The organism is Sulfitobacter pacificus (assembly GCF_030159975.1).
In the GTDB taxonomy this organism is placed as follows: Bacteria; Pseudomonadota; Alphaproteobacteria; order Rhodobacterales; family Rhodobacteraceae; genus Sulfitobacter; species Sulfitobacter pacificus.
Genome location: NZ_BSNL01000001.1, coordinates 2604024 through 2617922, shown reverse-complemented (window position 1 = coordinate 2617922; position 13899 = coordinate 2604024). Strand labels below are relative to the sequence as shown.

Below are 13899 nucleotides of genomic sequence, written 5' to 3'. Positions count from 1 at the left end.
TCGGGGTGCAGGCACTGCGCCATCAAGCGTGATCAATGCTCTGGGGGACGTGGTTAAGAGCGCCCCCGCCGTCGCTTTACCCCGCCCCGCATACCGCCACGGCCCATAGAGGAACGACCTGAGGCTTTCTTGGCGTCGTCCACCGCCTTTTCCACGGCGTATTGCCGCGCCATCGGGTCATCGGCAATTGCCAGATCCACCGCTTCCAACCGCTTGACCTCGTCGCGCAGACGCGCGGCTTCTTCGAATTCCAGATTTTCGGCGGCCTTGCGCATGTCACTGCGCAGCCCTTCCAATACCGCCTGCATGTTGGAACCGGCCAGATTTTTGTCGATCGTGGTGGTGACGCGGTTCATGTCCACATCGCCCTTGTAAAGGCCCGCCAGAATATCCTCGACGTTCTTTTTCACGGTGGTCGGTGTGATGCCGTGTTCCAGGTTATAGGCTTCTTGCTTGGCGCGGCGGCGTTCGGTCTCACCAATGGCGCGTTCCATTGAGCCGGTGATGCGGTCGGCATACATGATCACCCGGCCTTCTGCGTTGCGCGCGGCGCGGCCGATGGTCTGGATCAGCGAGGTTTCCGAGCGCAGGAAACCTTCCTTGTCCGCATCGAGAATGGCAACCAGCCCGCATTCGGGAATGTCGAGCCCCTCGCGCAGCAGGTTGATCCCGATCAATACGTCAAAGGCCCCAAGGCGCAGATCGCGCAGGATTTCGATCCGTTCGATGGTGTCGATATCGCTGTGCATATAGCGGACGCGAATGCCCTGTTCGTGCATGTATTCTGTCAGGTCTTCGGCCATGCGTTTGGTCAGCGTTGTACAAAGGGTGCGATAGCCGTCAGCGGCGACCTTGCGCACCTCATCCAGCAGATCATCAACCTGCATTTCAACGGGACGGATTTCGATCTGCGGATCGATCAGGCCGGTGGGGCGAATGATCTGTTCGGTAAAGACACCGCCGGATTGCTCGATCTCCCAGGCGGCGGGGGTGGCGGAAACGAACACTGACTGCGGGCGCATGGCGTCCCATTCCTCGAACTTGAGCGGGCGGTTGTCCATACAGGAGGGCAGGCGGAAGCCGTGTTCGGCCAAGGTGAACTTGCGCCGGTAGTCGCCTTTGTACATGCCGCCGATTTGCGGCACCGACACGTGGGATTCATCCGCAAAGACAATCGCATTGTCGGGGATGAATTCAAACAGGGTGGGGGGCGGCTCGCCGGGGGCGCGGCCCGTCAGATAACGGGAATAGTTTTCGATGCCGTTGCAGACGCCGGTGGCTTCCAGCATCTCAAGGTCAAAGTTCGTGCGCTGCTCAAGTCGCTGTGCCTCTAGCAGCTTACCATCTGCGACCAGTTGATCGAGCCGCATACGCAGTTCTTTCTTGATGCCGACCAGCGCCTGCGACATGGCGGGCTTCGGCGTCACATAGTGGCTGTTGGCATAGACCCTGATCTGTTCGAATGTATCGGTCTTTTCGCCGGTTAGCGGGTCAAACTCTGTGATGCTTTCCAGTTCTTCACCAAAGAAGGACAGCCGCCATGCGCGATCATCAAGGTGGGCGGGAAAGATCTCAAGGCTGTCGCCGCGCACCCGGAAAGAGCCGCGCACAAAGGCGGCATCGTTGCGTTTGTATTGTTGTGCGACCAGATCCGCGATCACCTGCCGCTGATCATAGGTGCCGCCGGTTTTGAGGTCCTGGGTCATCGCGCCGTAGGTTTCGACCGACCCGATACCGTAGATACAAGAGACCGAGGCGACGATGATCACATCGTCCCGTTCCAGCAGCGCGCGGGTGGCAGAGTGGCGCATGCGGTCGATCTGTTCGTTGATCTGTGATTCTTTTTCGATGAAGGTGTCAGAGCGGGCGACATAGGCCTCAGGCTGATAATAATCATAGAAACTGACAAAATACTCCACCGCATTGTCAGGGAAGAACCCTTTGAACTCCCCGTACAGCTGCGCGGCCAATGTCTTGTTCGGCGCAAGGATGATCGCGGGGCGCTGGGTTTCCTCAATCACCTTGGCAATGGTGAAGGTTTTGCCGGTGCCGGTTGCGCCCAGCAGCACCTGATCGCGGTCGCCATCGCGCACGCCTTGGCTTAGTTCCTTGATCGCGGTGGGTTGATCGCCAGCAGGTTCGAATTCGGTATGCAGAACAAAGGCTTTGCCGCCTTCAAGCTTGTCACGGTTGCGCACATCCGGGGCAGGCGCGGCCATCATCGGCAAGGTTTCAGAGCTGTCGTTATGGGCATAGGGCATCGGGCAAGGTCCTGCAAACTGTTGCCCACAAGGTGACCTTTTTCGCCGGTGGTTCAAGCCCGTATGCCCGCTTTACTGCCAGAAACTGACAGCAGGGGCGCTACTTCATCAAGCGTTTGCGGTTTGAGGTGACACGTTTGCTGACCGGGGCCATAGCGGCGGACATGATCTGATCGGGTCTGCGTCCTTCCATCATGGCCTTGGTTGCCGCCGCGTAAGCCTTGGCCATTGCCGGGCCTTTCTCATCGATCATACGTTCGTTTTCGCCCTTCTTTGCGGGGATCGCCCCGCTCATCCCCAACAGGCGCAGGGCCATGACCGTCTGGGTTTCAGCCATCAATGTGGTCATCTTAAGCTGTAGGGAAAACAAATCACTGGGAAACATCTGGCAACTCCATGCTGGTAGAAGGACGCTAGTGCTGCGTTGCAGCAAAGGCAAGCGGCGCGTTAGGGACCTTGGTCGCATACTCTTGCTTTGAGGGGGCAGATGCCCGATAAGACCTCCAGCAAAACCAACGAGGCCAATATGCGCGCACGCATCTATCAACCTGCCCGGACGGCAATGTCGTCAGGCACCGCCAAGACCAACCACTGGGTGCTGGAGTTCGCCCCCAGCGAGGCCCGTGCGGTTGATCCCCTGATGGGGTGGACATCTTCCTCGGACACGCAATCGCAGGTTAAGCTGCAATTCGAGACCAAGGATGCCGCGGTTGAATACGCCCGCGAACATGGCATTGACGCGCAGGTGAAAGAGCCCAACAAGCGCAAACCGAACATCCGTCCCGGCGGTTACGGCGAGAATTTCGCCACTGGACGGCGCGGGGCCTGGACGCACTGAGGATATTGAGGGGAACACCCCCCTTGACCCCATCGGCGTCAACACCTAAACGACCCCATCGGCATGGCCCCAGATTCGTCTGGGGCTTGTCTTTTGTCGCATGGCAGGACCAGTCCCGCCTTAAGGCAAACCGGTAACGCGGGGCTTTTCCCGCCGCGCCACATCCATCGGGGACCTTCGGGGCCCTATAACCATCGGTAGATACCGCCCTGATAATGGGCAGCTCTGCCGCACAGCTAAACGGAAGACAGACAACATGGCACTCAAGTCGTACAAACCGACGACGCCGGGCCAGCGTGGGCTGGTACTGATCGACCGTTCGGAGCTTTGGAAAGGCCGCCCGGTCAAGGCCCTCACAGAGGGTTTGACCAAGAATGGCGGACGGAACAACACCGGACGGATCACAATGCGTCGCAAAGGTGGTGGTGCAAAGCGCCTCTACCGTATCGTCGATTTCAAGCGCAACAAGCTGGACATGTCCGCGGTTGTAGCACGGATCGAATATGACCCGAACCGGACAGCATTTATTGCCCTGATCCAGTACGAAGATGGCGAGCAAGCCTATATCCTTGCCCCTCAGCGTCTGGCAGTTGGCGACAAGGTGATTGCATCGGCCAAGGCCGACATCAAGCCCGGTAACGCAATGCCATTCAGCGGCATGCCCATCGGTACAATCATCCACAACATCGAAATGAAGCCAGGTAAAGGCGGTCAGATCGCCCGTGCCGCCGGTACATACGCCCAGTTCGTTGGTCGTGATGGTGGATATGCTCAGATCCGTTTGTCTTCGGGCGAACTGCGTCTGGTGCGTCAGGAATGCATGGCCACCGTTGGTGCCGTGTCCAACCCCGACAACTCCAACCAGAACTACGGTAAAGCGGGCCGCATGCGTCACAAGGGCATCCGTCCTTCTGTACGTGGTGTCGTGATGAACCCGATCGACCACCCGCACGGTGGTGGTGAAGGCCGGACCTCTGGTGGTCGTCATCCGGTTACGCCTTGGGGCAAGCCGACTAAGGGTGCAAAAACCCGGAACAAGAAAAAAGCGTCTAGCAATCTGATCATCAGATCGCGCCACGCCAAGAAGAAGGGACGCTAATTTATGTCTCGTTCAGTATGGAAAGGCCCTTTTGTTGACGCGTATGTCCTCAAGAAGGCCGAAGCGACACGCGAGAGCGGTCGGAACGAAGTGATCAAGATCTGGTCGCGCCGCTCCACCATCTTGCCTCAGTTTGTTGGTCTGACATTTGGTGTCTACAACGGCCGCAAACATATCCCAGTAAACGTCTCTGAAGACATGATTGGTCAGAAGTTCGGTGAATATTCCCCAACTCGTACCTATTACGGTCACGCAGCAGACAAAAAAGCGAAGCGGAAATAAGCCATGAGCAAGGATAAAAATCCCCGCCGCGTGGCAGACAATGAAGCACGTGCAAAACTGCGCATGCTGAAAACGTCGCCGCAGAAACTGAACCTCGTTGCTGGCCTGATCCGCGGCAAGAAAGTCGAGCGGGCGTTGACCGACCTGACTTTCTCGAAGAAGCGTATCGCGCAGGATGTGAAGAAGTGCCTTCAGTCCGCAATCGCCAATGCCGAGAACAACCACAACCTTGATGTGGACGAGCTGATCGTCTCTGAGGCCTATGTCGGTAAAAACATGACACTCAAGCGTGGTCGTCCACGTGCGCGTGGCCGTTTCGGCAAGATCATGAAGCCGTTTGCCGAAGTCACCATCGTCGTGCGTCAAGTTGAGGAGCAAGCATAATGGGTAACAAAGTAAACCCGATCGGCATGCGTTTGCAGGTCAACCGTACCTGGGACAGCCGCTGGTATGCCGACACCAAGGACTATGGTGATCTGCTGCTGGAAGATCTGGCGATCCGTGCTTTCATCAAGAAAGAGTGTCATCAGGCCGGTGTGGCCCGTGTGATCATTGAGCGCCCTCACAAGAAATGCCGTGTGACAATCCACACTGCACGTCCGGGTGTGATCATCGGCAAAAAAGGTGCGGACATCGAAGGTCTGCGCAAGAAGCTGGCGAACCTGACTGCCTCTGAAGTTCACCTCAACATCGTTGAAGTGCGCAAGCCAGAGCTGGACGCGGCCCTTGTTGGCGAAAGCATTGCACAGCAGCTGGAGCGCCGGGTGTCTTTCCGTCGCGCCATGAAGCGTGCGGTTCAGAACGCCATGCGTATGGGTGCCTTGGGCATCCGTTGTAACCTTGCCGGCCGTCTGGGTGGTGCAGAAATCGCGCGTACCGAATGGTATCGCGAGGGTCGTGTCCCATTGCACACATTGCGCGCCGACATCGATTATGCCCACGTTGAAGCCTCCACTGCCTATGGCATCATCGGCATCAAGACGTGGATCTTCAAAGGCGAGATCATGGAACATGATCCTTCCGCGCATGATCGTAAGTTACAGGAACTTCAAGACGGCCCAGCACCTCGCGGTGCAGGCGGCCGGCGTTAAGGAGTAGATAAATGCTACAGCCAAAACGGACGAAATTCCGCAAACAGTTCAAAGGCTCGATCAAAGGTCTGGCGAAGGGCGGGTCTGACCTGAACTTTGGCACCTATGGTCTGAAAGCCTTGGAGCCCGAGCGGGTCACCGCACGTCAGATCGAAGCTGCACGTCGTGCCATGACGCGTCACATGAAACGTCAGGGCCGTGTCTGGATCCGTATTTTTCCAGATGTGCCTGTTACCTCCAAGCCTGTCGAAGTACGGATGGGTAAAGGTAAAGGTTCCGTGGACTTTTGGGCATGCAAGGTCAAACCCGGCCGCGTGATGTTCGAAATCGACGGCGTGAACGACGATATCGCACGCGAAGCCCTGCGTCTGGCAGCGATGAAGCTGCCAATCAAGACACGGGTCGTGGTACGCGAAGACTGGTAATCCCGTCGACCCTGCCTAGGCAGGGTCTGGCGCGCCGGAGGCAGGGTATCCTCTTGGGGATGCCCGTTCCGACACCGGTGAGTTTGAGAGCCCCCGCTGAGTGATCAGTGGGGGCTCTACTATTTCAACTGCTCTATTCGGAGATCGTCAAAAATAACAACTGATGTTTCGGACCCCTTACCTCCAGGGCGATAGATCCCGAATTTAACGTAGGGTTCGGCACAAGAAGCATACTGAACACTGGTATCTGAGACGATTTGGTGTCCATTCAACGATACGGATAATCGTCCGGGGAGGGTTGTTGTGTCAAAATCCAATTCAAGCGAGATCGGTCTGCCGTAAAGCGAACTAATCTTAATGTTTTTCTTGAGCGCATTGCGATGGCGTCCAGAACTGGTGTTCGAGACACCACGCAGGGTCTCAACGCGCATTTTTCCGTTGGTGAATTTCATCATCACTGGAGGATAGGCGTGTTGACAGTCTTCGGCCCACCCGTGGATTTGAAAGAAGGCTTCTCGTTCGCCTGTGAATCCGCTCTGAAAAATAACCTCAGATGTAATCTTGTAACGGCGTCCAACCCCGCGTCGCTCTTTTTGCGCTAGTTCAGCGCGCTCCCAATAGGACGCGCTATGACGTGCGTTTTTATCAGTGCTGCATCTCCCGATATCACCGGGGTGCAACGTGAACCGTAGCTTGCGATCGCCATCCATTTTGACACGTTCGATAGAGGTTCGGCTTGGCAGCCCGCAATTATCGAAAAACTGAGTGTTCCAGTCTGTGTCGCTGTAAGACTTATTTTGAGCGCCAGAGGCATTTGCAATTGCCATGAGGACCAGACATAGCGCTCCAGTCAAAAGTAGATTTCCCATCGCATCTATTCTCATTCTATTCGCGACCTCAAACCCCACCGATCAACACATCGCCATAGGCAGCAATATCAAAGCGCGTCAGGCTTTCCACGGCTCTCCGGCCGGACTCATCATGATGTCAGCAAGCGGATGGTCGTTGTTCTGATGCCATTCCGCTTGTGCTGTGAAGGCATCGGCGTTTTCCTCTAGCCATTTCTGATGGCGGGCAGTGGCAACAGCCTGTTCAAGCGCCTTGTCTGCCACTGCGGAGACATTCACCCCGAACTCGTGCGCGGCGTCCAATGTACTGGCGTTCAAAGTATGGGAGGTTTTGCGCTTGATGGCCGTGGTCATTTGGCAGGGCCCAATTTATACCGCAAAAATATACCGTATGACGGGTTCGGTCAAGTTTCGGCCAGCCTCACCCCCATCCATAATTAAAACTCACCGACACCCGATCCTCCTCTACCATATTCATCGGCACCTCATGGCGCAGCCAGCTTTCCCACAACAGCACATCCCCCACCTCGGGTGCCACATAGATGAACTGCCGCAACTCCTCCGGCGCATCCTTCACCCGCCCTGGTGAGGCCATCATCATCGCCAGACGCGGGTCCTCGAATTTGATCGCGCTCGCGCCTTCGGGCATGGTCACATAGGTCGTGCCGGAAATCACCGAATGGGGATGGATGTGGGCCGTGTGAATGCCGCCTTCGGGCAGGATGTTGATCCACAGGCTGTCGAGTTTCAGCTTCCGCTCGCCAAGGTCAAAGGCCAGATCCTTGGCAAAGGTTTTGACATGCTTATCCAGAACCTTTTTCAAATCCTTGAAGATCGGAAAGCGGTAAGGCAGATCGTCGAGGGACGCATAGGAGGTATAGCCAGCATAGCCGTTTTCCTCGCACCAGTCCTGTCCGGCCTCATCGTCATTGGCGATGGCGATGCAGGACGCTTCGAGTTCGTCGGGATTGATCGGTTTGCCGCGCTCGGCCAGCTGGGCGTGATAGAGGCGGGTGGCAAAGAGGGATTTGATGTTGCTCATGGGTTAACTCCGTAATGCGGGCAGGCCGACGCCGGTGCTGTCAAACCCGCCATCTGCTGCGATGACCTGTCCGGTGACATAGCTGGCTTTGTCGGAACAAAGGAAGGTGATGACTTCGGCAATCTCGCGCTCTGATCCATAGCGGTTCAGCGGGATTGCGTCGTGATAGGCGTCGATGATGTCTTGACTGTGAACCGCCATGGCCAGCTTGGTGCGCACCGGGCCGGGGCAGACGCAATTGGCGCGGATGCCGTATTCGCCCAGCTCGGCGGCCTGCTGCTTGGTCAGCTGGATCACGGCGGCCTTGGAGGTGCCATAGGCGACCCGCAGGGTAGAGGCGCGCAGACCAGAGATAGAGGCGATGTTGACCATGGCCCCCTTGGTTTCTTTCAGGGCAGGGATTGCCGCCTGAGACACAAGGAAGACGCCATCAAGGTTGGTTTCCATCACCCGGCGCCAACGGGCGAAATCGGTTTCCTCGATAGGGCCGAAATCCGCAACACCTGCGTTGTTGACCACCGCGTCGATCCGGCCAAAGCTGGACTGAACCGCCTCGACCATCGCATCCACATCGTCGGGTTGAGACACATCATGCACAAAGGGGCTGGCCCCGTTGATGCCTTTGGCCGCAAGGGCTAGTTCATCCCCATCCCGATCCACCATGGCCACCCGCCAGCCGTCATCGATGAACAATTTTGTGGTGGCAAGGCCGATACCGCGTGCGGCACCGGTGACAAGGGCGACTTTTTCAGACATGGATGAACCTCCGGTGGTTGGCTTTCACTCCCGTTTAGCGCAGTGTCCGGCCCGTGACGAGGCAGAGTTTCCGGCAAACTGCCGCCATGCGGGGCACTGTCACAAAACTCCTGTGGCAAAGGGGTTGCGCCCTATGCCTTTCCCTCCTATACGGCGCACTTCGGAACAGACTCCACCAGAATCGGGGTGACGCATGTGCGGCCTGCTGGTGATGTTGAAAGGAGATGGCACATGATTGCCAAAGAACTGCACGACAAGACGCCGGACCAGCTCCGCGACGAGCTTGTGAACCTGAAAAAAGAAGCTTTCAACCTGCGTTTCCAGCAAGCCACTGGCCAGCTGGAAAACCCTGCGCGTCTGCGTACGGTCAAGCGTGATGTGGCCCGTGTCCACACAGTGTTGAACCAAAAAGCTGCCGCAGCAGCAACCGAAGGAGCCTAACGAATGCCCAAGCGTATCCTGACAGGCACCGTAACATCGGATGCCAACGCCCAGACAGTCACCGTATCCGTAGAGCGTCGCTTTACCCATCCGGTTCTGAAGAAGACCATCCGTAAGTCCAAAAAATACCGGGCCCACGATGAGAACAACACATTCAAAGTTGGGGATTCCGTCCGCATCATCGAATGTCCGCCAAAATCGAAAACGAAACGTTGGGAAGTGATCACTGCGTAACCGCAGTATCGCTGACCGTTAATCGAAACCCTGGGGGAGAAGGCCACGCATCGGCCCCCCATAGGTCGGGAGAAACCAAATGATCCAGATGCAGACCAACCTGGATGTTGCTGACAACAGCGGCGCGCGCCGTGTTCAGTGCATCAAGGTCCTGGGTGGTTCCAAGCGTAAATACGCATCCGTCGGCGACATTATTGTCGTGTCGGTCAAGGAAGCCATCCCTCGCGGTCGTGTGAAAAAGGGCGACGTCCGTAAGGCCGTCGTTGTTCGCACCGCCAAAGAAGTACGTCGCGACGATGGCACAGCCATCCGTTTTGACCGTAACGCCGCCGTTATCCTGAACAACAACAACGAGCCCGTAGGTACACGTATCTTTGGACCAGTTGTGCGCGAACTGCGCGGCAAGAACTTCATGAAAATCATCTCGCTTGCGCCGGAGGTGCTGTAATGGCTGCTAAACTTCGCAAAGGTGACAAGGTCATCGTGTTGGCTGGCAAGGACAAGGGCAAGACAGGCGATATCACGTCTGTTGATCCGAAATCCGGCAAGGCCGTTGTGGAAGGGATCAACATCTCTATCCGCGCCACGCGCCAGTCTCAGGAAAACCAGGGCGGTCGCATCCCCAAGGCGATGCCAATCGACCTGTCCAACCTCGCACTTGTTGACGCCAACGGCAAAGCAACACGCGTAGGGTTCAAAATTGAAGGGGACAAGAAAGTCCGTTTCGCAAAAACCACGGGGGACGTGATTGATGCTTGATACTGCAGCCTATACACCCCGCCTTCTGACCGTCTATCGCGATGAAATCCGCGCCAAGATGAAAGAAGAGTTCGGCTATAAAAACGACATGATGATCCCGCGCCTTGATAAAGTCGTGTTGAACATCGGTTGTGGTGCAGCCGCCGTGCGTGACAGCAAGAAAGCCAAATCCGCGCAGGAAGACCTGACGCTGATCGCCGGCCAGAAAGCTATGACGACTATCGCCAAGAAGTCGATCGCGGGTTTCCGCGTACGTGAAGAAATGCCAATGGGCGCGAAAGTGACCCTGCGTGGCGCACGTATGTATGAATTCATGGATCGTCTGATCACAGTTGCAATGCCTCGTATCCGCGACTTCCGCGGCATCTCTGGCAAATCCTTTGATGGTCGTGGCAACTATGCCATGGGTCTCAAAGAGCACCTCGTGTTCCCGGAAATCGATTTTGATAAAATCGACGAAAACTGGGGTATGGACATCGTCATCGCCACAACGGCGAAAACCGACGCAGAAGCAAAAGCATTGTTGACAGCGTTCAACATGCCGTTCGCTCAGTAAGCGCGGGAAGGATTAGATATGGCTAAGAAATCCATGATCGCACGCGAGAAAAAGCGTGAAGCATTGGTCAAGAAGTACGCCGCAAAGCGTGCCGAATTGAAAGCAATCGTAAGCGACCAAGAAAAGCCGATGGAAGAGCGTTTCCGCGCCTCCCTGAAGCTGGCGAAACTGCCGCGCAACTCTTCGGCTGTGCGTTTGCACAACCGTTGCCAGCTGACCGGCCGTCCGCACGCTTACTATCGTAAACTGAAAATCTCGCGTATCGCGCTGCGTGATCTCGGCTCTTCCGGCCAGATCCCCGGCATGGTCAAGTCGAGCTGGTAAGGAGCGCATCAGATGAACGATCCTATCGCAGATATGCTGACACGCATCCGCAACAGCCAGATGCGCGGCAAATCCACAGTCATGACACCAGCTTCCAAGCTGCGTGCATGGGTTCTGGATGTGCTGGCCGACGAAGGCTACATTCGCGGCTATGAAAAAATGACAGGCGCCGACGGCCACCCTGCCATTGAAATCAGCCTCAAGTATTACGAAGGCGAACCTGTTATTCGCGAGTTGAAGCGGGTCTCTAAACCCGGTCGCCGCGTTTACATGGGCTCAAATGACATCCCGCAGGTCCGTCAGGGTCTGGGTGTGTCGATTGTCTCCACCTCCCAGGGTGTGATGTCGGATGCAAATGCACGCTCTGCCAATATTGGCGGCGAAGTGCTCTGCACCGTATTCTAAGGAGTGCAAGATGTCTCGTATTGGTAAAAAAGCGGTTGATCTGCCCGATGGCGTAACAGCCACCGTGTCCGGTCAGTCTATCGAAGTAAAAGGCCCCAAGGGTGTCCGCTCTTTCAAGGCAACAGATGATGTTGACCTGAAAGTTGAGGATGGCGCGGTTTCCGTGATCCCACGTGGCAAGTCCAAGCGCGCGCGCCAGCAGTGGGGCATGAGCCGCACAATGGTCGCGAACCTGGTCACCGGTGTGACCACCGGCTTCAAGAAAGAGCTTGAAATTCAGGGTGTTGGTTATCGTGCTGCGATGACTGGCAACGTTCTGAAATTGAACCTCGGCCTGTCGCATGACGTAGATTACACGCCACCGGAAGGTGTTACTGTAACTGCGCCCAAGCAGACAGAAATCGTTGTGGAAGGCATTGACGAACAGCTTGTTGGTCAAGTCGCTGCGAACATCCGCGCATGGCGCAAGCCCGAGCCCTATAAGGGCAAAGGCATCCGCTATAAGGGTGAATTCGTCTTCCGCAAAGAAGGCAAGAAGAAGTAAGGAACGCACAGATGGCAAACAGCAAAAGACAACTGTTCATCAAACGCCGCATGCGCGTTCGGAACAAACTTCGCCGCGCGAACCGGGGCCGTATGCGCCTCTCCGTGCACCGTTCAAACAAGAACATCATGGTTCAGTTGATCGACGACGTGAACGGCGTAACAGTCGCCTCCGCATCGACGCTCGAAAAAGACCTTGGTTTTGTTGGCAAGAACAACCTCGAAGCGGCCACCAAAGTGGGCACGGTTATTGCCGAGCGCGCCAAGAAAGCCGGTGTTGAGGAAGCATATTTTGACCGTGGCGGTTTCCTGTTCCACGGCAAGGTAAAAGCATTGGCCGAAGCGGCCCGCGAAGGCGGACTGAAGATTTGATGCTGGTGGCGGGCTGAACCCCGCCCCGCATTTTATCGGTAGGGTGGGACATGTCCCGCCAATTGAACAAAGCGAAGAGGGCCACGCCGGCCCTCTCGATGATCCGGGGGCAAGGCCCACCAGGATTGAACCAATAGGGCACACGCCCGCAAACAAGGAGGCCACAATGGCCAGAGATGACAACCGCGGGGGCAACCGCCGCAACAACCGCGATGAAACTCCAGAATTCCAGGATCGCCTTGTCGCGATCAACCGTGTGTCCAAGACTGTTAAAGGCGGTAAGCGCTTTGGTTTTGCGGCACTCGTTGTTGTCGGTGACCAAAAAGGTCGTGTGGGTTTTGGCAAAGGTAAAGCCAAAGAGGTGCCCGAGGCGATCCGCAAGGCCACCGAGCAGGCCAAGCGCCAGATGATCCGCGTTCAGCTGCGCGAAGGCCGCACGCTGCACCACGATATGGAAGGCCGTCACGGCGCCGGTAAAGTGGTTATGCGCACAGCACCAGAAGGTACCGGTATCATCGCCGGTGGTCCAATGCGTGCCGTTTTCGAAATGCTGGGTGTGAAGGACGTTGTGTCCAAATCCATCGGTTCGCAAAACCCGTACAACATGATCCGCGCCACCATGGACGGTCTGCGTAAGGAATCTTCCCCGCGCTCCGTTGCACAGCGTCGCGGCAAGAAAGTTGCTGACATCCTGCCCAAGACTGACGCGCCAGCGCCAGCAACCGAGGAGGCCTAAACCATGGCTAAGACTATTGTCATCAAACAGATCGGTTCGCCGATCCGTCGCCCCGCAAAACAGAAGGCCACGCTTGTTGGTCTGGGCCTGAACAAGATGCACCGCACACGCGAGCTGGAAGACACCCCTTCTGTGCGCGGCATGATCAACAAGATCAGCCACATGGTCGAGATTGTCGAAGAAAAAGGCTAAGGCCCGCTTCACAGCATTAGATTTGGAAAACCCCGGTTCTTATGACCGGGGTTTTTCGTTTTGGTGGCTATCATAAGGTCGAAAACGACGAGAGATTAGGCGGGATTGAGGTGGTCTTGCGTTCGGCATACTCCAACCCAAAACTCAGGCTTTTGCCGATACGATGTGCCAGAGTGGACCAGTAGACAGCCTTTTCCTGCGACAGGTGCCTTGTCAGAACGGAATCAAACAGGTTCAGCCAGATCGGAAAATGGTCGGGCAGGACATTCCCTGCGGCAAGGTGTTTCTGCATCGGGTTTCCAGAATATCCCGGCTGCCGCAGCAATGCGCCACACCAGAAATCAATGATCTTTTCTTCGTGATTGTCCCAGTCGGTGACATGTTCTGCAAAAACGGGCCCCAGTTCCGGGTGCGTCCGGGTGAGGGCGTAAAATTCTTTCACAACTTTACGAATTTCATTCTGGTTCGGCGGGGCGTTGTTAACATGGCGCATCAGACGACGACGTTCCACAGGATGATCAGGGAAATGATGAGGTAGATCAAAGAGTTCAACAGCCATCGCAAGAGACCGGCGTCACCGTTTGGATCAATGCCCAGTTTCCGACAGATCGCATTGCCCGGCCAAAAAAGTAAATCAGCAAGCTGTTGCATCAGGGACTCCTTAATGCGTAAATAAGATGCGGAATATATACCCC

25 protein-coding genes are annotated in these 13899 nt (G+C 56.2%); 17 read left to right on the top strand and 8 right to left on the bottom strand.

Annotated features, from left to right (window positions below; genetic code table 11):
- Nucleotides 1-53 precede the first annotated feature (53 nt).
- Both uvrB and QQL78_RS13235 read right to left on the bottom strand, forming a co-directional pair.
- On the bottom strand, nt 54-2261 hold the full coding sequence (gene uvrB, locus QQL78_RS13240; RefSeq protein ID WP_284374156.1) for an excinuclease ABC subunit UvrB: 2208 nt from the start codon (nt 2259-2261) through the stop codon (nt 54-56).
- Between the two features lie 100 nt (nt 2262-2361).
- A complete protein-coding gene (locus QQL78_RS13235) occupies nt 2362-2646 on the bottom strand; it encodes an antifreeze protein (protein WP_284374154.1) in 285 nt (94 codons plus the stop codon).
- Between the two features lie 141 nt (nt 2647-2787).
- Here QQL78_RS13235 and QQL78_RS13230 point away from each other — a divergent pair, with 141 nt between their 5' ends.
- From QQL78_RS13230 to rplP, 6 genes are all read left to right on the top strand, one after another.
- Nucleotides 2788-3099, top strand: coding sequence for an ETC complex I subunit (locus QQL78_RS13230; protein WP_284375590.1), 312 nt, complete (start codon nt 2788-2790; stop codon nt 3097-3099).
- A gap of 256 nt (nt 3100-3355) precedes the next feature.
- Complete coding sequence (gene rplB, locus QQL78_RS13225) at nt 3356-4198, top strand: 50S ribosomal protein L2 (RefSeq protein ID WP_276150910.1); 843 nt, start codon at nt 3356-3358, stop codon at nt 4196-4198.
- A gap of 3 nt (nt 4199-4201) precedes the next feature.
- Complete coding sequence (gene rpsS, locus QQL78_RS13220) at nt 4202-4480, top strand: 30S ribosomal protein S19 (RefSeq protein WP_025045938.1); 279 nt, start codon at nt 4202-4204, stop codon at nt 4478-4480.
- Nucleotides 4481-4483: 3 nt separating this feature from the next.
- Complete coding sequence (gene rplV / locus QQL78_RS13215) at nt 4484-4864, top strand: 50S ribosomal protein L22 (protein WP_025045937.1); 381 nt, start codon at nt 4484-4486, stop codon at nt 4862-4864.
- On the top strand, nt 4864-5571 hold the full coding sequence (gene rpsC, locus QQL78_RS13210) for a 30S ribosomal protein S3 (RefSeq protein WP_284374150.1): 708 nt from the start codon (nt 4864-4866) through the stop codon (nt 5569-5571). Before rplV ends, rpsC begins: the two co-directional genes overlap by 1 nt.
- A gap of 11 nt (nt 5572-5582) precedes the next feature.
- A complete protein-coding gene (rplP, locus tag QQL78_RS13205; protein WP_276150907.1) occupies nt 5583-5996 on the top strand; it encodes a 50S ribosomal protein L16 in 414 nt (137 codons plus the stop codon).
- Between the two features lie 119 nt (nt 5997-6115).
- Here the strand turns inward: rplP and QQL78_RS13200 are convergent, their stop codons facing one another.
- The 4 genes from QQL78_RS13200 to QQL78_RS13185 form a co-directional block, all read right to left on the bottom strand.
- Nucleotides 6116-6865, bottom strand: coding sequence for a heparin lyase I family protein (locus QQL78_RS13200; protein ID WP_284374147.1), 750 nt, complete (start codon nt 6863-6865; stop codon nt 6116-6118).
- 78 nt (nt 6866-6943) lie between these two features.
- The gene (locus QQL78_RS13195) at nt 6944-7198 is read right to left on the bottom strand and encodes a type II toxin-antitoxin system CcdA family antitoxin (protein WP_284374146.1); all 255 of its coding nucleotides are present in this window, start codon (nt 7196-7198) and stop codon (nt 6944-6946) included.
- 67 nt (nt 7199-7265) lie between these two features.
- Entirely contained in the window at nt 7266-7886 is a 621-nt protein-coding gene (locus QQL78_RS13190; RefSeq protein ID WP_284374143.1) for a TIGR02466 family protein, read from the bottom strand.
- Nucleotides 7887-7889: 3 nt separating this feature from the next.
- The gene (locus tag QQL78_RS13185; protein WP_284374141.1) at nt 7890-8642 is read right to left on the bottom strand and encodes an SDR family NAD(P)-dependent oxidoreductase; all 753 of its coding nucleotides are present in this window, start codon (nt 8640-8642) and stop codon (nt 7890-7892) included.
- Nucleotides 8643-8873: 231 nt separating this feature from the next.
- On the opposite strand from QQL78_RS13185, the gene rpmC reads away from it, so the two are divergent.
- From rpmC to rpmD, 11 genes are all read left to right on the top strand, one after another.
- Nucleotides 8874-9083 carry a 50S ribosomal protein L29 gene (gene rpmC / locus QQL78_RS13180; protein WP_025045931.1) on the top strand — a complete coding sequence of 70 codons (210 nt, stop codon included), beginning with the start codon at nt 8874-8876 and terminating at the stop codon, nt 9081-9083.
- Between the two features lie 3 nt (nt 9084-9086).
- Nucleotides 9087-9317 (top strand): 30S ribosomal protein S17, encoded by a 231-nt coding sequence (gene rpsQ, locus QQL78_RS13175; protein WP_276150901.1) that lies wholly within the window; start codon nt 9087-9089, stop codon nt 9315-9317.
- Between the two features lie 79 nt (nt 9318-9396).
- Nucleotides 9397-9765 (top strand): 50S ribosomal protein L14, encoded by a 369-nt coding sequence (rplN, locus tag QQL78_RS13170; RefSeq protein ID WP_025045929.1) that lies wholly within the window; start codon nt 9397-9399, stop codon nt 9763-9765.
- Nucleotides 9765-10076 (top strand): 50S ribosomal protein L24, encoded by a 312-nt coding sequence (rplX, locus tag QQL78_RS13165; RefSeq protein ID WP_025045928.1) that lies wholly within the window; start codon nt 9765-9767, stop codon nt 10074-10076. Before rplN ends, rplX begins: the two co-directional genes overlap by 1 nt.
- On the top strand, nt 10069-10632 hold the full coding sequence (gene rplE, locus QQL78_RS13160) for a 50S ribosomal protein L5 (RefSeq protein WP_284374126.1): 564 nt from the start codon (nt 10069-10071) through the stop codon (nt 10630-10632). The genes rplX and rplE overlap by 8 nt, the downstream gene beginning before the upstream one ends.
- An 18-nt stretch (nt 10633-10650) precedes the next feature.
- Nucleotides 10651-10956 carry a 30S ribosomal protein S14 gene (rpsN, locus tag QQL78_RS13155; RefSeq protein ID WP_025045926.1) on the top strand — a complete coding sequence of 102 codons (306 nt, stop codon included), beginning with the start codon at nt 10651-10653 and terminating at the stop codon, nt 10954-10956.
- Between the two features lie 12 nt (nt 10957-10968).
- Entirely contained in the window at nt 10969-11361 is a 393-nt protein-coding gene (gene rpsH, locus QQL78_RS13150) for a 30S ribosomal protein S8 (protein ID WP_284374122.1), read from the top strand.
- A gap of 10 nt (nt 11362-11371) precedes the next feature.
- Nucleotides 11372-11905, top strand: coding sequence for a 50S ribosomal protein L6 (gene rplF / locus QQL78_RS13145; RefSeq protein ID WP_284374120.1), 534 nt, complete (start codon nt 11372-11374; stop codon nt 11903-11905).
- Between the two features lie 11 nt (nt 11906-11916).
- Nucleotides 11917-12276, top strand: coding sequence for a 50S ribosomal protein L18 (rplR, locus tag QQL78_RS13140; protein ID WP_025045923.1), 360 nt, complete (start codon nt 11917-11919; stop codon nt 12274-12276).
- 166 nt (nt 12277-12442) lie between these two features.
- Nucleotides 12443-13012 carry a 30S ribosomal protein S5 gene (gene rpsE, locus QQL78_RS13135; protein ID WP_276150895.1) on the top strand — a complete coding sequence of 190 codons (570 nt, stop codon included), beginning with the start codon at nt 12443-12445 and terminating at the stop codon, nt 13010-13012.
- 3 nt (nt 13013-13015) lie between these two features.
- A complete protein-coding gene (rpmD, locus tag QQL78_RS13130; protein WP_025045921.1) occupies nt 13016-13204 on the top strand; it encodes a 50S ribosomal protein L30 in 189 nt (62 codons plus the stop codon).
- Nucleotides 13205-13274: 70 nt separating this feature from the next.
- Here rpmD and QQL78_RS13125 read toward each other — a convergent pair whose 3' ends face one another.
- Together QQL78_RS13125 and QQL78_RS13120 are read right to left on the bottom strand one after the other, a co-directional pair.
- The gene (locus tag QQL78_RS13125; protein WP_284374116.1) at nt 13275-13697 is read right to left on the bottom strand and encodes a group III truncated hemoglobin; all 423 of its coding nucleotides are present in this window, start codon (nt 13695-13697) and stop codon (nt 13275-13277) included.
- Nucleotides 13697-13855, bottom strand: a complete 159-nt coding sequence (locus QQL78_RS13120) for a hypothetical protein (RefSeq protein WP_284374115.1) — start codon at nt 13853-13855, stop codon at nt 13697-13699. Before QQL78_RS13120 ends, QQL78_RS13125 begins: the two co-directional genes overlap by 1 nt.
- Nucleotides 13856-13899 lie beyond the last annotated feature (44 nt).